This is a genomic window from Streptococcus shenyangsis, from assembly GCF_006385785.1.
GTDB classification, from domain to species: domain Bacteria; phylum Bacillota; class Bacilli; order Lactobacillales; family Streptococcaceae; genus Streptococcus; species Streptococcus shenyangsis.
In genome coordinates, this window is sequence record NZ_VFSH01000002.1 from 38,529 (window position 1) to 59,382 (window position 20,854).

Here is a 20,854-nt window from a genome sequence, read left to right on the forward strand (position 1 = left end):
TTTATTTTCTCCCTAAAGTGGCTTGTTTCTCATAAAAGTCCAACCAGATTTGTAACAGATGCTCTTCAGAATACTCTCTAGAAATATTCTTAGCTTTTTCTTTGAGGTCTTTTAAGGCAGCAGGATTTGCTTGATATTCTAAAATAGCCTCTTTCATCTCTTCTCTATCTGCTGTCGCCCGATAATTTCCCTCTAAAATCACCTTATAGAGATCCAAATCACGCAACATAATAGGAGCCTCGCAACTAGCCGCCTCTAAAATAGTCATAGGAAAGAGCTCATTGTAACTAGGTAACAAGAAAAGGTCCGCAAGGGCATACAATTCACGCATACGCTCTGGCGATACAATACCTGGAAACATTAAATTTTGAGGGGGATTGTCCATAATTTTCTTATAGCGTTCATAACCATCTGTCATACCACCAAAAGAGAAACCACCAGCCCAGATAAAGGTAATCTGAGGCAATTCCTCAGCCAGACGGATAAAGTCATCAATCCCTTTACGTTTCTGAACTTGACCAGCACCTACTACGATAAACTGATTATCACTAAGACCTAGCTCTGTTCGCAGTCTGACTATCTCTTCTTGTGGTAGAGGATGCCATTTTTCCTTGTTGACAAAGTTAGGAATATAGGTCACTTTTTCACGTGGAATACCAGCTGCCACCAAATCCTCAATAAACATAGGATTGACCACAACCAAGTGCTCCATCCGGTTGTAAAAAGAAAATACATAACGTTTGACAATTCCCTTTAAGAAAAATGGAATTTTCAAACTCCCCTCAAGTGTATCAGGCAAGAAATGCACATAGCCAATTTTTCTCCCTGAGCGTTTCTTTTGGAATGTTGATAAATAGTAGGGGAAATCAATCGTATGAAAGTGAGTCACATCTGCCTCGATTGGAAGATTTTCTGTAACAATCAATTGATCCTTGGCATCACGGTGAAGAAGACGAACTAATTCACGGTAAGCACCTGAAACTCCTTGTCCTGCTACTTTCTCACTTGAACTCAACATATTGATGCGTAATTTCTTTTTTTCCATAACTACTATTATATCATTTTCTTTGAATAAAATCAGCAAAAGAAAGGAGAGACTGGAGGAAAAGAGGGGGAAATTTCCTCACTTTTCCAACTGTCTCTCACATGCTTTTATATGTTTACTTAATGCCTAGGGCAATGCGTGCATAGCGACTCATTTTTTCAACGGTCCAGGCTGGATACCATACTAATTTGACCTCAGTATCCGTTACTTCTGGCACCTCTGTCATGGCATCATAAATCTGGTCTGTCAAAAGGTCAGCTAGGGGACAACCCATAGTTGTCAAAGTCATATCAATCTCTGTTTGCCCTGTGTCACCGTCAAAACGAATCTCATAAATTAAACCAAGATTTACAATATCGATTCCCAACTCAGGGTCGATGACTTCTTCCAAGGCTAATAAAATTCGTGTTTTGATGTTTTCAATTTGCTCTTCTGTATAAGCCATATTTATCCTCACTCTTAGTCTTCAATAAAATCACGAAGCGGTTTGCTGCGACTTGGTTGACGTAGTTTTCTCAAAGCCTTAGCTTCAATCTGACGGATACGCTCGCGAGTCACGTTAAAGACTTTACCCACATCTTCAAGGGTACGCATTTTACCATCATCTAGTCCAAAACGTAGACGTAGGACATTTTCTTCACGATCTGTAAGAGTATCCAAGACCTCATCCAACTGCTCACGTAAGACGATACGAGTCGTATAGTCCACTGGATTTTCAATCACTTCATCTTCAATAAAGTCTCCAAGATGGCTATCATCTTCTTCACCGATTGGTGTTTCAAGAGATACTGGTTCTTGGGCAATCTTCAAGATTTCACGCACTTTGTCAGGAGTCATATCCATACGTTCAGCGATTTGCTCTGGTGTTGGGTCTTGACCCAATTCTTGAAGGAGGTTACGCTGTTCACGAACCAATTTATTGATGGTTTCAACCATGTGGACTGGGATACGGATGGTACGAGCTTGATCCGCAATAGCACGAGTGATGGCCTGACGAATCCACCAAGTTGCATAAGTTGAAAACTTGAACCCTTTAGAATAGTCAAACTTGTCAACCGCCTTCATCAAGCCCATGTTCCCTTCTTGAATCAAGTCAAGAAACTGCATACCACGACCAACATAGCGTTTGGCAATAGAAACCACCAAACGAAGGTTGGCTTCCGCAAGACGTTGTTTGGCTTCGATATCGCCAGCTTCAACAGCCAGTGCCAATTCTTTTTCCTCTTCATTGGTCAAGAGAGGAACGACACCAATCTCTTTCAAGTACATACGGACAGGGTCATTGACCTTAGCAGAAGTTGAACCAATCAAATCCTCATCGCTAAGTTCTGGTTCTTCTTCAGTGCTAAGAACACGTGCACTTGGATTTCCTTCGTTATCTGTGATAGAAATCCCTGCATCCTGAATCCGTTGCAAGAGATCCTCAATCCCATCAGCATCCAAGGTAAAAGGAATCACCAGACTTGCATTAATTTCATCATCAGTTGCTGTCCCTTTTTGTTTATGATTACGGATAAATTCTGCTACTTGTACATCAAATGTTGTTACTTCTTTTTGTTTTGTTGCCATTATTACTCCATTCTTCTCTTTTGGGAAATTAAACGTTCCAATTCTTCTAGGGCTGTGTCTGTATCTCCTACATGGCTCGCTTCCTGCACCTTCTTTTTGATTCTCATATTGTCCTGATTCAAGAGAGCCTTGTTTCGAGTCATTTCTACTTCACTAAGTTCCTGAGGTGACATCTCAGCAGGCAAATCCTGAGCTAAGACTTGGTACCAAGCTCTTTCAACTTCATCTGTCTGTTCTGCTAAAACTTCCGGAGGAAGATTTCCATACTGGCCAAGCAAGTCATATAAGACCTGAAATTCAGGTGTGTCAAATGCAAAGTCTTCCCTTAAACGGTAATCGTTCAAAACAAGAGGAGATTCCATCATTCGATAAAGTAGATGAGCTTCTGCTCTCATAATAGCTGATAACTGCTTGGTGACAGGCATAGTGATTGACGTCGGTCTGGAAATACCTTCCATGCGATTCTGCCTTTGTGCCTGACGACTCTCATTAACAATCTGCTCAATCTGGGCATAATCAAAGGACGCCAGACTGTCAGCTAAAATATGTATATAGCTGTTTTGAGCAGTAATAGATTTTTCTTGAACAATCAAGGGAGCTATTTTTTCAATAAACTCAATCTGAGCCTGCAAATTTTCACTATTTTCAGGTTTGTACTGGTGAATGTAAAACTCAATCGGACTAATACGAGTTTTCGTTAATAGATAGGCCAAGTCTTCTGGACCATTTTTTTGTAGATACTCATCTGGATCCAAGTTATCAGGCATGCTGACAATTTGCACAGGTATATCACCAATTTCATCCAGTGCTTTCAATGTCGCAGCTTGCCCAGCCTTATCGCCATCGTATACCAGAACCAACTTCTTGGTTAACCTTTTCAGATGCTCAACATGCTCTCGACTCAAGGCTGTTCCCATAGATGCGACAGCGTTTTCGATTCCAGCCCGATAGGCTGCAATGACATCCATGAATCCTTCCATCAGGTAAATCTCACTGGCTTTTCCAGAAGATTTTTTTGCCCTATCCATATGATATAATTCGTAACTTTTGTTAAAAATTGCAGTTGATCGGCTATTTTTATACTTAGAAGTTTGTGAATCCGTTTTCTGCCAGATACGACCTGAGAAGGCAATAACCTTTCCCTGATCATTTGTCAGGGGAAACATGATGCGATTGTGAAAGGTGTCTACAAATTGATTAGCATCTGAGAGGTAAAATAGCCCTGAATCTAGGAAATCCTCTTCACGATACTGACCAGACAAACGCTGGTAGAGATAGTTTCGTTCTGGAGGTGCTAAACCAATCCGAAAATGTTTGAGCACTTCATCTGTCAAACCACGCTGATAAAGGTAGTTTCTGGCCTCCTCCCCCATGGTTGTTGTCATGAGAATAGCATGATAAAATTTGGCAGCATCTTCGTGCATATCATAAAGAGCTTGGTGAGGCGAGGCTGGCCTCTGCTCACTATAAAGCGGTTTTTCCACCTCTATCCCAACACGCTGACCTAAGATTTGGACAGCCTCCATAAAGGGAACCCCTTGGTACTCCTCGATGAACTTAAAGACATCACCCGAGCGACCACAACCAAAACAGTGATAAAACTGCTTGTCCTCTACAACGTTGAAAGAAGGTGTTTTTTCACCATGAAAAGGACAGAGCCCTAGATAGTTCCGTCCTGCCTTTTGTAAAGAAATCACATCTCCTATGACTTCCACAATGTTGGCATTGTTTTTGATTTCTTCAATGACTTGTTTGTCAACCATACACAATACCTCCATGTTATCATAGTTTACTTTATATAGTATACTTTATTTCAGAAAAAAAGTAAACCATTTCACTCATTTTCCCTACTTTATTCAAAGAGTTGATAATAATCAGAGATTTTCATTTTTGCTTTTTCTTCTTGTTTCAAATCTTGGATAACCCGTCCTTCTTTCATGACAATCAAGCGATTGCCATACTTAAGAGCATCTTCCATATGGTGGGTAATCATAAGAGCTGTCAACTGATCTTTCTTGACAAATTCATCTGTCAATTCCATCAAGGCCACACTGGTCTTTGGATCAAGGGCTGCAGTATGCTCGTCTAACAAGAGTAATTCAGGACGCTTCAAGGTTGCCATCAAGAGACTCAAAGCCTGTCTTTGCCCACCTGATAAGAACTCAATTGGCGTATTCAAGTGTTTCTCAAGACCATTCCCTACTTTTTCAATGGTTGCCTGAAATTCATCCTTATAGCTAGCCAGACGTCTCGGAAACAGTCCACGCTTTTCACCACGAAACTTGGCAATCAAAAGATTTTCAGCCACCGTCATACGAGGAGCTGTCCCCATCTTGGGATCTTGGAAGACTCGAGACAGATACTTAGCCCGCTTCTCTGGTGAAAACTTGGTAACATCTTCACCCAAAATACGAATAGTTCCACTGGTTAATGACAAAGTTCCTGCAATAGTGTTAAAGAGGGTTGATTTCCCAGCACCATTTCCACCTAAAATCGTGATAAAATCCTGTTCAAAAATTTCTAAGGAAACATCATTTAAAATAATCTTTTCTTCATCAAAGCCATTTTTAACGACTTTGGTTGCATTTTTTAATTCTACAATGGCTGTCATTTGCTTAACTTGGCTCCTTTCAAGATGGTTTGCTTAAATGTTGGAATCATGAGGCAGACTGCTAAAATCACGGCGCTGTACAAACGAAGGTAACTTGTATTAAAGCCAAGCGCAATAACTGCCCACACTAAGAATTGATAAGCGATAGAACCTACAACGATGGTAACCAGACGTTCTGCCAAGCTCAAACTCTTGAAGATAACTTCTCCAATAATCAAACTTGCAAGCCCCACAACGATAACCCCGATTCCTCGAGATACATCGGCATACCCTTCTTGCTGGGCAATGAGAGCTCCTGCAAGGGCAATCACACCATTTGATAAGACCAAGCCCATGAGCTCCATGCGTCCAGTATGAATCCCGAAACTTCTAGCCATATCAGGATTGTCACCTGTAGCAATGTAAGCTTGTCCGAGTTTAGTGTCCAAGAAAAAGAGCATGAGAGCAATAACAATACTCACAAAGATAAGACCTGTCAAGAGTTGGTTCAAACCTGAATCAAAAGGCAAGGCATCTTGAATTTGCTTGGTTCCAAGCAATCCTAAATTGGCGCGTCCCATAATCAAGAGCATGATAGAGTGACAGGAAGTCATCACCAAAATCCCTGAGAGTAAGGTTGGGATCTTCCCTTTTGTATAAAGAAGTCCTGCTGCCATACCAGCCAAACAACCTGCTCCAACAGCAATAAGAGTTGCTAAAAAAGGATTCACACCTTTCGTTATCAAAGTGACAGCAACAGCTCCCCCAAGAGGGAAGGAACCTTCTGTTGTCATATCTGGAAAGTTTAAAATCCTAAATGTCATAAAGATTCCCAGACCTAAAATAGCCCAGACAAATCCTTGAGAAATAATAGATAATATCATCTGTTTCTTAACCTTTTCTATATGATTTCTATTGTAAAAAATTGGAGGAGATGTCCCCAACTCCTCCATTTTAGATTATTCAATCACTTGTCCTGCTTCTTTGAGAACAGACTCAGGAATAGTAATACCTAACTCTTGTGCCAATTTTTTATTGATAACTGATTTACCAGTTGAAAAGACATTGACTGGTGTATCAGCTGGTTTTGCACCTTTCAAAACTTGAGCAATCATTTTGCCAGTTGCCACACCAAGATCATGTTGGTCAACTACAACGGATGCCAAACCACCTGCTTCTACCATGGCAGTTGCACTTGGGTATATTGGTTTTTTAGCTGATTGGTTGCTTGATACAACAGTTGAGAAGGCTGAAGCAATAGTGTTATCAATTGGAACCCAGATAGCATCAACCTTGCTAGTCATAACGTTAACTGTTGAAGCAATTTCATTTGTTGAAGGAACTGCAAATGTTTCTACTGTCAAACCTGCTTTTTCAGCATAAGCCTTAAATTCTTCTACCTGTGTTTTTGAATTGTCTTCGCTGCTTGAGTAAAGAGCTCCGATAGTTTTCACATTTGGTGTCAGAGCCTTGATGAGTTCAACTTGTTGTTGAGCTGGATTGTGGTCAGATACCCCTGTAATATTGCCACCTGGTTTTTTCAAATCTTTAACCAAGTTCGCACCGATTGGGTCTGTAATAGCAGCCATGATAACAGGTAGGTCTTTTGTTGCACTAGCCAGACCTTGAGCAGCTGGTGTTGCGATACCAACTACCAAGTCATTATCGTTTGCAACCAATTGTTTACTCATTGTCGCAACCTTACTTTGGTCACCTTCTGAGTTCATAAAGTCAATCTTCAACTGGTCATCTTTATAACCTTCTTCTGCAAGTCCATCTTGAATCCCTTTATAAATCAAGTCAAGAGATGGATGGCTCACAAACTGAAGGACACCAACTTTGGCAACTTTCTTTTCATTCTTAGCTTCTGGTTTATTCATTGAAGAGTAAATCAAGCTTCCTGCTACTAAGACTGCTAATGCAGCGATAATTCCAATTAAACGTTTATTTTTCATTCTATTTCTCCTTTTTATTTCCTTTAAAATACTTCACTTATACAAACAAGCGACGCCATCGTTTTCTTTCCATACTAACCTCCATCAAAAAAGTCCTCACACAAAAACTTGTGTGAGGACGTCGATGCGCGGTACCACCTCAATTATAGGGAATTTCCCTATCGCTCTGTCTCGCAATAACGAGATGCACTGTAAGGTGTGCTCACCGAATTTTTATGATTTCAAATTCTAAATAACATCCAGCCCAATTTTCATCATCATCACTTATCTGTTTTCAGCTACCACAGACTCTCTAAAAAGTTTGTATGATTACTTTTCTGAATGGTTAAATTATATCATTTTTCAATTACTTGTCAAGACTCTTTTGGCATTTTTTTGAAATATCCAAAAACTTCCCCTATAGAAAAGAGGAAGTTTGATAGGTATCAGCCTGAATTACGAAGACCTGTCGCAATTCCGTTGATGGTTGTATGGATTAATTTTTCTTGATCGCTTGATAATTCTCCTCGGCGTTGACGTTTAATCAACTCCAACTGGATGTAGTTAAGAATATTAAAGTAAGGCATACGATAATCCAAACTTGCTTTTAGATATGGATTTTCAGCCAAGAGTTCATCGTAACCTTCGATAGCCAAGATAACTTCCTTGGTAACTTGCCATTCATTTAAAATAGTCTCATAGATTGCTTTTACTTCTTCATCCTCACACAGTTTGGCATATTCAAAAGCAATGTTCATATTTGATTTTGACAAGACCATATCAACATTTGAAAGAAGCGATTGGAAAAATGGCCAATTTTGGTACATATCTCGTAGGATAGCGATATTCTCTGGATTTTTATCGATGAATTCTTTGAAGCTTGAACCAACTCCATACCAGCCAGGGAACATAACACGACTTTGCGACCATGAGAACACCCATGGAATGGCACGCAAACCACCAATTTCAGTGATTGTCTTACGAGCGGCTGGACGTGAACCGATATTAAAGCTTGAAATAGCCTTAATTGGACTTGACTCAAAGAAATAATCATAGAAATGGTCATTACCAAAAACCAAATCACGGTAAATATCGTAACTACGGTCCACCACTTGATCCATAATGGCTTCGTAACGATTGGATGTATTGGTATCACTCTTCTTCTGAGTAATCATACGGTTAATGGCTGCAGATACTAGCATTTCAAGGTTATAGTAAGCTGCGTCTTTGTTACCGTATTTATTCCCAATTACTTCCCCCTGCTCCGTCAAACGGATACGATCCTTGATAGACTTAAGCGGTTGGGAGGTGATAGCTTCATAGGTTGGTCCACCACCACGACCGACAGTCCCACCACGACCATGGAAGAAGGTTACCTTAACGCCAAATTCATCTCCAATAGCAGTCAATTGTTGTTGAGCCTTGTAAAGGGTCCAACATGATGATAAGTAACCACCATCTTTATTACTATCCGAATAACCAAGCATGATTTCTTGATAATTATTACGTGAAGCAATCCATTTCTTAGCCAGACCAAGAGAAAGGTATTCTCTCATGGTTTCTTCTGAGTGGTCCAAGTCCTCGATTGTTTCAAAGAGAGGAACAATTTGGACACGAGCTCTTTCTTTATCCACTAAGCCTACTTCTTTTAGCAAGATAGCTAATTCCAGCATGTCAGATACACTGGTTGCATGTGAAATGATAGTCTGACGAATAACATCATCCCCCAACTTATCTTTCAACTTACGAGCAGCTTTAAAGATGGCCAATTCTTTTTCAAGTAACTCTGATTTTTCAACATGAGTGGCAGAAAGAATACGTGGATCTTCCTCCAATTCTTTCAAAAGAAGCTGGCATTTTTCTTCTTCACTTAGTTCACTATAATGCGAATGAATTCCTGCTGATTTCAAGAGTTCAGCTACACAGGCTTCATGAACACTAGAATCTTGACGCATGTCAATAGATGCCAAATAGAAACCAAAAATTTCAACTGCCTGAATCAGCTCAACAAAATCACCAGAAATCAGTGCTTCACCCTTATTTTCCAAGAGGGAATCACGGATGGTAATTAAATCCTTATAAAAATCATTGGCTGTTTCATAGCGAGCTCCAACTTCCTTATCTTCAATGAGATAAGTTTTTGTTGCTTGGATTTTTGATTGAATATCAAACAAGGCACGGCGGTATAGCTCTTTTTCACGATAAATCGAGTTATCCTTAGACTGACGAGCCATTTCTCTGACTTGCTTGCTCACATTGACAATACTAGTTGAGAGGGAGAATTCACGATAGAGCTGGTAAATCTTTTCATCATAGTAGTTCATGATGACTTCACACTGAGTCATGGCAGATTGTTTCAAGGTATCTGCTGTAACAAAGGGATTCCCATCACGGTCTCCACCAATCCACATTCCCATGGTAATTGGTTTAGGATGTTTCAACTCCAAGCCATGTTTTTTAGCCAGGCGCTTGTACTCAGCAGTCAAATGAGGAACAGCTTTCAGGAATGAACTATTGTAGTATTCCATAACATTCGTGATTTCATTGGTAACTTTCAATTTCTTTTCACGAATCATGTCTGTCTGCATGATAATCTCAATGTAACGACGGAGATCATTATGCCATTTTTCCTTATTAATCAAGCCTAATTTCACATCACGGTACTTACGCAAGAGGGTGTGGATATGGTTAGTCAAATCCAGCATACTCTTACGTTGCACTTGTGTTGGATGGGCTGTCAAAACAGGGACAACATTCAAATGTTCTAAAATTTCAACCGCATTTTCTTTTTCTGCAACCATTTTAATCGTTGCTGATAATTTACCAAGATAATCTTGATCTATATTATTTTGATGGTTGATTTCATAGGCCAAATCCACGTCTTCTGAAATATTAATCAAGAGAGGCAAGATAGAGAAATAGCGTGAAATATAAGCCATTTCATCATTTGTAAGGCTAGTAACCAATTGGTTCAAGCCTTGATAATCTTCTTGAGTTGATAATTCCTTCAACTGCATGATTTTTTCAAAAGTTTCTGGAGCAAGCATATTTTTAGTAATATCTTCTAACAATTCTGTTAAAATCAATACTTCTTCTTGCACGACAGCTTTATTACTATAGTTTTCTAATTTTTGAAGAGACATAGGCAATCCTTTCCACTATCAGCTCTACATATAGTTTGATGAGTGAGCTTCTAACTCCTCATACAATTGGGCACGTTTTTCACTTGCATCAATATTTAAGACAAAGGCGATGGCTACAGATAAGACTAGGAGACTGTTCCCTCCTTGCGATAAGAAGGGGAAGGTAACCCCTGTTGAAGGAATAATACCAGAAATTCCACCGATATTAACAAAGACCTGTACCAACATCATCCCCCCAACTCCAATCGCCATCATGGAATTAAAGGGATTCTTAGCACGAATTCCTACTAGGATAATTCGCAAAATGAGGAAAAAGACAAGTGCTAAAATCAAGCTGGCACCCACAAATCCAAACTCTTCAATGACAATTGAAAATACAAAGTCTGTATGGGCTTCTGGTAGATAGCCACGTTTTTCGATTGAATTTCCTAAACCTAGACCAAACCAACCACCATTGACCATGGCAAAGTAGGAATTTGCAAGTTGGTGGCCTGCTCCTGCCAAATCAGCAAAGGGATTAAAATAAGCACTGAAACGCTTGGCTACATATCCAAATACTGGAACTTTTGAAAACTTATCAACTCCTATAAAAGAAATAAGTGATAAGGATAAGGCAGAAATTCCAACTAAAATTCCAAAAAAAGCAAGAAACCATCTATAAGCGATTCCACTAACTGTATACATAATCAAAGCTACCAATGCTAGAATAGTAGCATTCCCCAAATCTGGGAAAATAGCAAGGCTGCCAATCAGTACAAAGAGGACAAAACGCCAATCATTAAAAGCACGAGGAAGCCACTGATTTTGTGTCAAAACTTGGAAGTCATAAATAGCGATATCCTCTTGTTGTTTAGAAAATCTGTTTGCTAAATACCAAATAATAATAATTTTCAAATATTCGGCTGGCTGAATAGTCAAAGGTCCTACTGAAATCCAGCCATAGGCTCCATTGACCGGAATACCAATCAAACGAGCCAAAGCTAATAGAATCAGCTCAACGAACATAACGATAAATAAAAGACGTTCGTTTCTTAAAAAATTCAGTTTCAACTTATATATCAAGGCAATCAGTACCAAACTAAATATCCAAAATAGTCCCTGACTTCGGACCAATTGCAGTGCACTTTGGCCTTCTTGAATTAAAATAGCACTGGTTGTCGAATAAACCACAATCAAGCCCAAAATAGATAACAGTAAGTAAGGAACTAGAATAGAATAGTTTAATAGGTGCCTCTTACTAATCTTCATAGTATCACCAATCTAATGAGAACAACACAATTGCTTCCCAAATTCCGTTTGTTTTCTAGTTTTGATTGCTATTATACCATTTTTTCCGAAAGAAAAAAACTCTTATCCATCAGATAGACCATTTTTGTCATAAGAAAAAGAGCACTTGGCCCTTTTCTGTTTTATTCTTTTGATGAACTGCTTGAGCTTGAATCTCCACCACCGATATATTGGGTAAAGATATTTTGGAAGGCTTGGTCTTTAACCTTGATATTGGCTGCTTGCAATTCTTTTCCGATAATACTTTGAACAAATGTTGAATCATTTTGTTTTTGAGTCAAGATAACAGTTTTTAATTTTTCTTTGTAGTTATCGATATTAGATGATTTTTCTGTTTTCTTAGTGACTTTTACAATGTAATATTGGCTGCTGTAGGCTTGTGTGCCAGTGGCTGTGATGACATCAGAAACACCATTTACATCTAAAGCAAAAGCAGCTTTTTTAACTTGTTCTGGTACTTCTGTTGAAGCAGAATCAAAGGTGATTTCTCCACCATTCGCTTTCGTTTTCTCATCTGTTGAATTATCTTTGGCTAATTGAGCAAAGTCTGCATCACTAGCTTTGGCTTTTTCAAGAATTTCTTTGGCCTTGTCTTCATTGTCCAAACGGATGATTTGAGCCGTTACATCTGGAGTGTACTCGTCAAAGGCCTTCTTATAAGCATCATCTGTCAATTCAGCTTCTGCTGCTTTTTTAACTGCCAACTCAACTAATTTACTTGTACGAATTTGAGCTTTACGTGTTTCAAGGGTCATTCCTGCTTGTGACAAGACACGTTGGTAGTTCTCACCATATTGTTTTTCTTCTTCTGCAATAGTGTCGTTGACTTCTTTTTCATCTACTTCTGAACCGTATTGTTTCTCAAATACTTTTTGGATGGTCAAGTTCAACAAGACTTGTTGGGCTGAAGGATTACTTTTCACTTGCTCATAAAACTGATGTTCAGTGATAACATCTCCTTTCATGCTGATAAGGTCTGCTCCTTCTGAACCTTTCGAACAAGCTGCTAAAGTTGCTACTGATAATAGTGTAATGGCACCTGCCAATAGTTTTTTCTTCATGTCTACTCCTTTGAGATAAGTGTTACCCTATCTATTTTACTATATTTTCTTAAATTTTTCTGAAAATCATTCGCTTTCAGGCAGTTGAACATCTGCTACATTTTTACGAAGCATGAGAATTCCGTCCCCCAGAGGTACTAATGTTGCTGTGAGTCCTGGATTGTCTAAGGTTGCATCAAACAGTCTTTGAAGTCCTCTGTAAATGGTTCGCTGACCTCGACGAACTTCCATGATATCCTTGGCAACATCACCACCTTGGAAAATATCATCCAAGACAACCACTCCACCAACTTCCAAGTGTTTGAGGATCTCTGGCAGAAAGGCGATGTATTTAGACTTAGCAGAATCCATAAAGACAAAATCATAAGACTCTGTCAAGGTAGATAAGACATCTACCGCATCTCCTTCTAAAAGCGTGATTTGCTTACGACTGTCAAACTGGGCAAAATTTTCCTTGGCAAAACCAATCATTTCTGGATTGCGGTCAATGGTTGTAATTTTGGCATCTGGCGCATGTTCTGACATCAAGAGAGCTGAAAAACCGATAGCCGTCCCAATTTCCAGAATATTTTTAGGTTGCATAGTTTCCATGAGAAAACGGAAATAAGCTACCGTTTCATGGGGGATGATGGGAATATTTTCCTTACGAGCAAAGTCTTCCAATTCTTTCAGGGATCCTGTGATTTGCTTTTGACGCTGGCGCATCAAGTCAACAATTTCTTCTTTGACAACAGGACGACGCATGTTATGGTTAGCATTTTTACTATACGATTCAACCATCTTATGCCAATCCCAATTTTTCAACAAGGGCTTCAAACTCATTCAAACGACGTTCAAAGACTGCAAAGGCATCGTTGAGATAGTCTTCCTTCTCCATATCAACACCAGCTTTTCTCATGACATTAAGTGGATAGTCAGATTTACCTGCCTTGAGGTAGTCGATATAGCGCTCACGGTCTTCTTGACTACCATGGACAATTTTTTCAGCCAGGGCTGAGGCGGCCGCAAAGCCTGTTGAATATTGATATACATAATAGTTATAGTAGAAGTGTGGGATGCGGGCCCACTCGTATTGGATTTCAGGATTGTCTTCCTTACTCAAACCATAATACTCTTGGTTCAAGTTTGCGTAGAGTTTATTTAGGAAATCGCTTGTCAAGACTTCCCCATTTTGATCCGCTTGGTGAATAGCGTGTTCAAACTCGGCAAATTGAGTTTGGCGGAAAACTGTTCCACGGAAACCATCTAGGAAGTTATTGAGAATAGCAAAGCGCGTTGCGTCGTCTTCCACTTCTTCCAATAATTTCTCCGTCAAGATATTTTCATTGGTAGTTGAGGCAATTTCAGCCAAGAAGATAGAATAATCTCCGTAAACATAAGGCTGAGTTTCACGCGTATAGCTTGAATGCATACTGTGTCCTGTTTCATGAACAAGTGTAAAAAGATTGTCTAGATTGTCCTGCCAGTTGAGGAGCATAAAGGCATTGGTATCGTAAGAACCACCAGAATAGGCACCTGAACGCTTGCCTTGATTTTCGTAAACATCAATCCAACGCTCACTGAAGGCACGTTTAACACGGCTCAAGTAATCCTCACCCAAGACTGCCAAGGCATCTTCTGCCTTTTTCAAGGCTTCTTGGTAGGTAAAACTGTATTCAACAGATGAAAGCGGTGTGTAGACATCGTACATCTTGAGGTCTGAAATCCCCAAAATCTTTGAACGAAGCTCAAGGTAACGATGCAAGAGGGGCAAATGCTTGCGAACTGCTGCTACCAAATTGTCATAAACACTCTCTGGAACAAAATTCGCCGCTAGGGCTGCATGACGAGCACTCTTATAGTTGCGAACTTTTGCTCGGTAGTTTTGCACCTTAACATTGGTTTGCAAGGTTTTGGCATAAGTATGTTGGAATTGTTCGTAAGTCGCATAAAGGGCTTGATAGGCACCACGGCGCACCTCACGATTTTTAGACTCCATCAAACGTGTGTAAGTTCCATGAGAGAGCTGCACTTCCTTACCATCATCGTCAAGAACATAAGGGAAAACAATATCCGCATTGTCCAAGATAGCGAAGGTTTCACTTGCCGAACCAAAGATTTCTCCAGCGCCAGCCAATAATTCTTCTTCGCGTTGTGAAAGAACGTGATCCTTGCCTTGTAAAAGCTTGTCAAAATAGTGTTGATAAACCTGCAATTTTGGTTGAGCTTCTAAAAAGTCAGCATACTGCTTTTCGCTAATTTCCATAAATTCAGGCTCATAGAATGAAAAGGCTTGGTCTAGCTGGCTATAGAGAGTCATGGCCTTGGCATAGTACTCTTGGTACTTGGCTTCACGCGTGTCCTGATCGTTCTTCATATGAGCATAAACGTAAAGCTTCTCCATCTGGCGTTCCATCTCAAGAGAAAATTCAGTGATTTCGAGTAGGCTATCCGCACTATCTAGGAGATGGCCTTCATACTGGGCTACTGTCTCCAATTGTTCTGTTAAATCTTTTAAGGCTTCTTCCCAAGCCTGATCAGTTGGATAGATCGTTGATAGATCCCATGTATCTTTTTCATTTATTTCATTTCTTTGTAATACCATTAGATTCCTCCATCCTTTCTATTCTACCATATTTTTCAAGAAATATTGCTGATAAAAGGCTGGTGGATAAAGCTTTTGCCAATCATTTTGAGGATTTTCTTGATAATAGGTGTAAAAATGCTGATAATAGCTATTCAAGTCTTGTTCAATCTGGAAAAATTTGCCCACTAGTGGTCTAATTTGGGGATACCATGCTTTTAGCTCATAAGTCAGGATATTCTCTCCCTTTTGATAGGCTTCTGCTTGTTCTTTCATCCAAATGGGATTTTGATAATACAGTTGTTGTCGGATATAGCGACAGATATCCTTATCTTGAAAAACTGTAAAATGAGATATTTTTTGTTTCTTATAGGGGAGACGTAATATCTCCAGTAGACTATCTTGTCCATAGGGAAATTCCTTAATCTGATAATGGAGTTTACCTCGGAGATCTTGGTGAATCAGGTATTTGAGTCTTAAAAGCTGTTTTTCCTTGTCTATTTCCCAAACATAAAAGCCCATATTTTGACTGAAATAAAGAAAACCTTCTTGTAGACGAGTCAATCGCTCCTTGAGCCAAAGTTTTTGTCCCAGCAACCACAGTACTTGGTAACCTTGACTACGATAACCCTCACTACGCTCCTTAAGAAGTTTTTGTGGTAAGGGACTACACTGGACTTCTAAAGCTAGATTACCATTTACAAATACATCCGCAATCTGTTTAAGCTCTGGAAACGGGTATTCTAATTGTACCTCTGCCTCTTTTTTCAACCAGTGATAAAGGGATTCTTTATTTGCCAGATGTTCTGGACTTTCATTTTCAGAGGAATACTCACAGTCTTTTAAGGATTTGTGGGCAAAATGGGTTCGGACACTTGATCCTTGACGCAAACGGAGCTGACCTCCACAAGCTGGGCAGGTGTATGCTTGCTTCTCAAGCTTATTCTCTAACACATTTACCAACTGTCCCCTAGCATCTCTCGCAACAAACATGATTTCCCTCCTTTTCTATATTATTCGAAAAAATTAATAATTGTATTTTTAATTATAGAAGAAAAGTATAGTAAATCGAAATAAAGTATAGGCGAATTGATTGGGGAATTATAGTGAGTTGAAATAAGATATGAACAAATTTATTAGGGAAATCAAATTAATTTCTAGAAATACTTTAGCAGAAGTTATATACTATAGTAATTTCAATCTACTATAAAATTAAATTTCTATCAATAATTAAGAATTTATTTCGTACTATTCCCGTTTCATTTTACTATGCCATAATTAACAAATAATCTCCTAGTAATCAATGGACTACTAGGAGATTTTTTAAGGAATTCTATATAAGCTATAAAATCAAATACAGATTTTACTAAAAGATTAGATTAACTCATATATAAATTATGCTTCTTCGTCTTCTTTACGACGACGGCCTGCAAGACCAAGTCCAAGTACTGCACTTGCTGCAGCTGCTACCATAGCTACTGTAGAGTCTGCTGTACCAGTATTTGGAAGTTGTCGATCTTTATTTATTGTAGTTTCAGATACTGGAGTTCCATCTGACATTTCATTAGCACTGCCGTCCTTATGTGGCTGAGCTGGCATTTCTTCTGAAATACCATTCACACTACCTGTATAGGCTGGGACTTCTGCTGTTGGTGGCGTAACTACGTTGCCGTCACCAGCTGTACTGCTTGTGCCTACTGGTTCTGTATAGGCTGGGACTTCTGCTGTTGGTGGTGTAATAACGTTGCCTGCGCCATCCGTACTACTTGTGCCTACTGGATCTGTATACGCTGGCACTTCGACAGTCGGTGGGGTAATAACGTTACCATCGCCATCTGTATTACTTGTACCTACTGGATCTGTGTAAGCTGGAACTTCGACAGTCGGTGGCGTAATGACATTACCTTCGCCATCTGTACTGCTGGTGCCTACTGGATCTGTATACGCTGGCACTTCGACAGTTGGTGGGGTAATAACGTTACCATCGCCATCTGTACTGCTGGTACCTACTGGATCTGTGTAGGCTGGCACTTCTAATGTTGGTGGCGTAATGACATTGCCTGAGCCATCTGCACTGCTTGTTCCTACTGGATCTGTGTAGGCTGGAATCTCTACAGTTGGTGGAGTAATGACATTGCCTGAGCCATCTGCACTGCTTGTTCCTACTGGATCTGTGTAGGCTGGAATCTCTACAGTTGGTGGAGTAATGACATTGCCTGAGCCATCCGTGCTACTTGTGCCTACTGGATCTGTATAGGCTGGAACTTCTGCTGTTGGTGGAATAATAACATTACCTTCACCATCTGTACTACTTGTGCCTACTGGTTCTGTATAAGCTGGGACTTCTACAGTTGGTGGTGTAATACCGTTTCCTGCGCTATTTGTACTGCTTGTACCTACTGGATTTACTGCTTCAATTGCTTTAACTCCTGTAGTTTGAGCGGCATCTACACCATCTTGATCTTTCGCTTCATTGATAGCATTTACGGCTGCGATAGCTGCTTGCGCTACTTCGGCTTTCGCTGCGGCTTTTTCATCGTCGGATAATTTAGCATTCTTATCAATTGAGGCAATCTTAGTTTCTGACGCTGTTTGGATGGCTTCTAGTGCTTTCTCTTTGCCTACTGGAGTTACTGCTTCAATTGCTTTAACTCCTGTAGTTTGAGCGGCATCTACACCATCTTGATCTTTCGCTTCATTGATAGCATTTACGGCTGCGATAGCTGCTTGCGCTACTTCGGCTTTCGCTGCGGCTTTTTCATCGTCGGATAATTTAGCATTCTTATCAATTGAGGCAATCTTAGCTTCTGACGCTGTTTGGATGGCTTCTAGTGCTTTCTCTTTACCTACTGGAGTTACTGCTTCAATTGCTTTAACTCCTGCAGTTTGAGCGGCATCTACACCATCTTGATCTTTCGCTTCATTGATAGCATTAACGGCTGCGAGGGCTGCTTGCGCTACTTCGGCTTTCGCTGCGGCTTTTTCATCGTCGGATAATTTAGCGTTCTTATCAATTGAGGCAATCTTAGCTTCTGACGCTGTTTGGATGGCTTCTAGTGCTTTCTCTTTACCTACTGGAGTTACTGCTTCAATTGCTTTAACTCCTGCAGTTTGAGCGCCATCTACGCCTTCTTGATCTTTCGCCTCATTAATAGCATTTACGGCTGCGATAGCGGCTTTCGCTACTTCGGCTTTCGCTGCTGCTTTTTCATCATCTGACAATTTAGCATTCTTATCAATTGAGGCAATCTTAGCTTCTGACGCTGTTTGGATGGCTTCTAGTGCTTTCTCTTTACCTACTGGAGTTACTGCTTCAATTGCTTTAACTCCTGCAGTTTGAGCGCCATCTACGCCTTCTTGATCTTTCGCCTCATTAATAGCATTTACGGCTGCGATAGCTGCTTGCGCTACTTCGGCTTTCGCTGCGGCTTTTTTATCGTCGGATAATTTAGCATTCTTATCAATTGAGGCAATCTTAGCTTCTGACGCTGTTTGGATGGCTTCTAGGGCTTTCTCTTTACCTACTGGAGTTACTGCTTCAATTGCTTTAACTCCTGTAGTTTGAGCGGCATCTACGCCTTCTTGATCTTTCGCTTCATTGATAGCGTTAACGGCTGCGATAGCGGCTTGCGCTACTTCGGCTTTCGCTGCTGCTTTTTCATCATCTGACAATTTAGCATTCTTATCAATTGAGGCAATCTTAGCTTCTGACGCTGTTTGGATGGCTTCTAGTGCTTTCTCTTTGCCTACTGGAGTTACTGCTTCAATTGCTTTAACTCCTGTAGTTTGAGCACCGTCTACACCATCTTGATCTTTCGCTTCATTGATAGCTTTTACAGCTGCGATGGCGGCTTTCGCTACTTCAGATTTCGCTGCTGCTTTTTCATCGTCTGACAATTTAGCGTTCTTATCAATTGAGGCAATCTTAGTTTCTGACGCTGTTTGGATTGCTTCTAGGGCTTTCTCTTTACCTACTGAAGTTACTGCTTCAATTGCTTTAACTCCTGTAGTTTGAGCACCGTCTACACCATCTTGATCTTTCGCTTCATTGATAGCTTTTACGGCTGCGATGGCTGCTTTCGCTACTTCAGATTTCGCTGCTGCTTTTTCATCGTCTGACAATTTAGCATTCTTATCAATTGAGGCAATCTTAGCTTCTGACGCTGTTTGGATTGCTTCTAGGGCTTTCTCTTTACCTACTGAAGTTACTGCTTCAATTGCTTTAACTCCTGTAGTTTGAGCACCGTCTACACCATCTTGATCTTTCGCTTCATTGATAGCTTTTACGGCTGCGATGGCGGCTTTCGCTACTTCAGATTTCGCTGCTGCTTTTTCATCGTCTGACAATTTAGCGTTCTTATCAATTGAGGCAATCTTAGTTTCTGACGCTGTTTGGATTGCTTCTAGGGCTTTCTCTTTACCTACTGAAGTTACTGCTTCAATTGCTTTAACTCCTGTAGTTTGAGCACCGTCTACACCATCTTGATCTTTCGCTTCATTGATAGCTTTTACGGCTGCGATGGCTGCTTTCGCTACTTCAGCTTTCGCTGCTGCTTTTTCATCGTCGGATAAGTTAGAATTATTATCGATTTCTTTTTCTTTCGCTGTTTTTTCAGCATTGATTGCTGTAATTGCAACTTCTTTTTCGATAGCTAATTTTCCTTTATCTTTTGCAGAATTGATACCATCTTCAGTTGTTGCTTTATCAATAGCATCTGTTGCATCTTTTGCTTCTTTAGCTACTTTTGCTTTTTCTTCCGCCTTTTGTTCTGGCGTTAAGGTTGTACTAGCTTCAATAGCATCTGTCGCTTTTTTAGCAGCAGCTGCAATTTCTTTTTTAGCACCATCTCTGTCAAGATCTTTCAATAACTCTGCTGCTTTTGTTAATTCTGCTTTGGCTGCATCTACTTTCGTTTGAGCTGCTTGTACTTCTGCTTTAGATGCATTATCAGCTTTTGCTAATACTGTTGCTGCTTCTGTCTTAGCAGCTTCTAATTGTGCTTTTAATTCTTCATATTTTGTATTATAAGCTTCAATACTATTTGGTGTTTTTCCAGTTGTATCTGCTTTTACTAATGAATCTGCATCTGTTTTTAGTTTAGCTTTTTCTTCCGCTGTTGCTGCTTCTACTAAAGCTTGTTTTGCCGCTTCTAATGCTTCTTTCTTCTCATTAACTTTATTTAAAGCTTCTGTTATTTTTTCTGGTGTTGCATTTTCGTCATTAATTACTGCTTCTGCTTCTTTAATGGCTTCTTCTGCAGCTGTTTTCTTATCAGTATATGTTTTCGCACTATCCGCAGTTTTTCCTGTTGTTGGATCTGCTGCTGTTGTTAATTCGCTTAACGCTTCTTTTGCTTTTGTTAACTCAGCTTTATCTGCTTTATTCACTAATAATTCTGCTGCTTTATCTAAAGCTGTTTTCGCTGCTTCTACTTTTGCTTGAGCAGCTTGAACTTCCTCTTTTGTTGCATTAGTGCCTTTCGCTAAAGCTTTGGCTGCTTCTGTCTTGGCAGCTTCTAATTCTGCTTTAAACTCTTCATATTTTCTGTCATATGCTGCGATACTTTCTGGTGTTTTACCTGTTTCATCAGCTTTCTTCAATGAATCAGAGTCCGTTTGTAATTTTGTTTTTTCTTCAGGAGTTGCTGCTTCTACAAGAAGA

14 protein-coding genes and 1 other annotated feature are annotated in these 20,854 nt (G+C 39.9%); all 14 genes read right to left on the reverse strand.

Going from position 1 to position 20,854, the window contains the following annotated elements; all coding sequences use genetic code 11:
• Nucleotide 1 precedes the first annotated feature (1 nt).
• On the reverse strand, nucleotides 2-1,045 hold the full coding sequence (cpoA, locus tag FJR77_RS01845; RefSeq protein ID WP_181146631.1) for an alpha-galactosylglucosyldiacylglycerol synthase: 1,044 nt from the start codon (nucleotides 1,043-1,045) through the stop codon (nucleotides 2-4).
• Between the two features lie 115 nt (nucleotides 1,046-1,160).
• Entirely contained in the window at nucleotides 1,161-1,490 is a 330-nt protein-coding gene (locus FJR77_RS01850; protein WP_140834489.1) for a metal-sulfur cluster assembly factor, read from the reverse strand.
• A 14-nt stretch (nucleotides 1,491-1,504) separates the two neighbouring features.
• Complete coding sequence (gene rpoD / locus FJR77_RS01855; protein ID WP_000201903.1) at nucleotides 1,505-2,614, reverse strand: RNA polymerase sigma factor RpoD; 1,110 nt, start codon at nucleotides 2,612-2,614, stop codon at nucleotides 1,505-1,507.
• A 2-nt stretch (nucleotides 2,615-2,616) separates the two neighbouring features.
• On the reverse strand, nucleotides 2,617-4,377 hold the full coding sequence (gene dnaG, locus FJR77_RS01860; RefSeq protein ID WP_140834487.1) for a DNA primase: 1,761 nt from the start codon (nucleotides 4,375-4,377) through the stop codon (nucleotides 2,617-2,619).
• Between the two features lie 89 nt (nucleotides 4,378-4,466).
• Nucleotides 4,467-5,225 (reverse strand): ABC transporter ATP-binding protein, encoded by a 759-nt coding sequence (locus tag FJR77_RS01865; protein ID WP_033680485.1) that lies wholly within the window; start codon nucleotides 5,223-5,225, stop codon nucleotides 4,467-4,469.
• Nucleotides 5,222-6,088, reverse strand: a complete 867-nt coding sequence (locus FJR77_RS01870) for an ABC transporter permease (protein WP_140834485.1) — start codon at nucleotides 6,086-6,088, stop codon at nucleotides 5,222-5,224. The genes FJR77_RS01865 and FJR77_RS01870 overlap by 4 nt, the downstream gene beginning before the upstream one ends.
• Nucleotides 6,089-6,163: 75 nt before the next feature.
• Complete coding sequence (gene trpX, locus FJR77_RS01875) at nucleotides 6,164-7,159, reverse strand: tryptophan ABC transporter substrate-binding protein (RefSeq protein WP_084929849.1); 996 nt, start codon at nucleotides 7,157-7,159, stop codon at nucleotides 6,164-6,166.
• Nucleotides 7,160-7,270: 111 nt separating this feature from the next.
• Nucleotides 7,271-7,488, reverse strand: a binding site (T-box leader).
• Between the two features lie 96 nt (nucleotides 7,489-7,584).
• Nucleotides 7,585-10,281 carry a phosphoenolpyruvate carboxylase gene (gene ppc / locus FJR77_RS01880; RefSeq protein ID WP_140834483.1) on the reverse strand — a complete coding sequence of 899 codons (2,697 nt, stop codon included), beginning with the start codon at nucleotides 10,279-10,281 and terminating at the stop codon, nucleotides 7,585-7,587.
• A 24-nt stretch (nucleotides 10,282-10,305) separates the two neighbouring features.
• Nucleotides 10,306-11,529: a cell division peptidoglycan polymerase FtsW gene (gene ftsW, locus FJR77_RS01885; protein ID WP_140834481.1), complete on the reverse strand. Its 1,224-nt coding sequence runs from the start codon at nucleotides 11,527-11,529 to the stop codon at nucleotides 10,306-10,308.
• A gap of 161 nt (nucleotides 11,530-11,690) precedes the next feature.
• Nucleotides 11,691-12,629 (reverse strand): peptidylprolyl isomerase PrsA, encoded by a 939-nt coding sequence (prsA, locus tag FJR77_RS01890; protein ID WP_000727948.1) that lies wholly within the window; start codon nucleotides 12,627-12,629, stop codon nucleotides 11,691-11,693.
• A gap of 66 nt (nucleotides 12,630-12,695) precedes the next feature.
• Nucleotides 12,696-13,409, reverse strand: a complete 714-nt coding sequence (locus tag FJR77_RS01895; RefSeq protein ID WP_140834479.1) for an O-methyltransferase — start codon at nucleotides 13,407-13,409, stop codon at nucleotides 12,696-12,698.
• Between the two features lies 1 nt (nucleotide 13,410).
• Nucleotides 13,411-15,213: an oligoendopeptidase F gene (gene pepF, locus FJR77_RS01900; protein WP_000244150.1), complete on the reverse strand. Its 1,803-nt coding sequence runs from the start codon at nucleotides 15,211-15,213 to the stop codon at nucleotides 13,411-13,413.
• An 18-nt stretch (nucleotides 15,214-15,231) separates the two neighbouring features.
• Nucleotides 15,232-16,185 carry a competence protein CoiA gene (locus tag FJR77_RS01905; RefSeq protein ID WP_140834477.1) on the reverse strand — a complete coding sequence of 318 codons (954 nt, stop codon included), beginning with the start codon at nucleotides 16,183-16,185 and terminating at the stop codon, nucleotides 15,232-15,234.
• Between the two features lie 402 nt (nucleotides 16,186-16,587).
• Nucleotides 16,588-20,854: DUF1542 domain-containing protein (locus FJR77_RS10195; RefSeq protein ID WP_216629098.1), on the reverse strand; the 4,267-nt coding region annotated here is incomplete at its 5' end.

Bases quoted from the DNA above. Each gene is read 5' to 3' on its own strand.
- cpoA (WP_181146631.1), bottom strand. From the start codon at position 1,045: ATGGAAAAAAAGAAATTACGCATCAATATGTTGAGTTCAAGTGAGAAA.
- FJR77_RS01850 (WP_140834489.1), bottom strand. From the start codon at position 1,490: ATGGCTTATACAGAAGAGCAAATTGAAAACATCAAAACACGAATTTTA.
- rpoD (WP_000201903.1), bottom strand. From the start codon at position 2,614: ATGGCAACAAAACAAAAAGAAGTAACAACATTTGATGTACAAGTAGCA.
- dnaG (WP_140834487.1), bottom strand. From the start codon at position 4,377: ATGGTTGACAAACAAGTCATTGAAGAAATCAAAAACAATGCCAACATT.
- FJR77_RS01865 (WP_033680485.1), bottom strand. From the start codon at position 5,225: ATGACAGCCATTGTAGAATTAAAAAATGCAACCAAAGTCGTTAAAAAT.
- FJR77_RS01870 (WP_140834485.1), bottom strand. From the start codon at position 6,088: ATGATATTATCTATTATTTCTCAAGGATTTGTCTGGGCTATTTTAGGT.
- trpX (WP_084929849.1), bottom strand. From the start codon at position 7,159: ATGAAAAATAAACGTTTAATTGGAATTATCGCTGCATTAGCAGTCTTA.
- ppc (WP_140834483.1), bottom strand. From the start codon at position 10,281: ATGTCTCTTCAAAAATTAGAAAACTATAGTAATAAAGCTGTCGTGCAA.
- ftsW (WP_140834481.1), bottom strand. From the start codon at position 11,529: ATGAAGATTAGTAAGAGGCACCTATTAAACTATTCTATTCTAGTTCCT.
- prsA (WP_000727948.1), bottom strand. From the start codon at position 12,629: ATGAAGAAAAAACTATTGGCAGGTGCCATTACACTATTATCAGTAGCA.
- FJR77_RS01895 (WP_140834479.1), bottom strand. From the start codon at position 13,409: ATGGTTGAATCGTATAGTAAAAATGCTAACCATAACATGCGTCGTCCT.
- pepF (WP_000244150.1), bottom strand. From the start codon at position 15,213: ATGGTATTACAAAGAAATGAAATAAATGAAAAAGATACATGGGATCTA.
- FJR77_RS01905 (WP_140834477.1), bottom strand. From the start codon at position 16,185: ATGTTTGTTGCGAGAGATGCTAGGGGACAGTTGGTAAATGTGTTAGAG.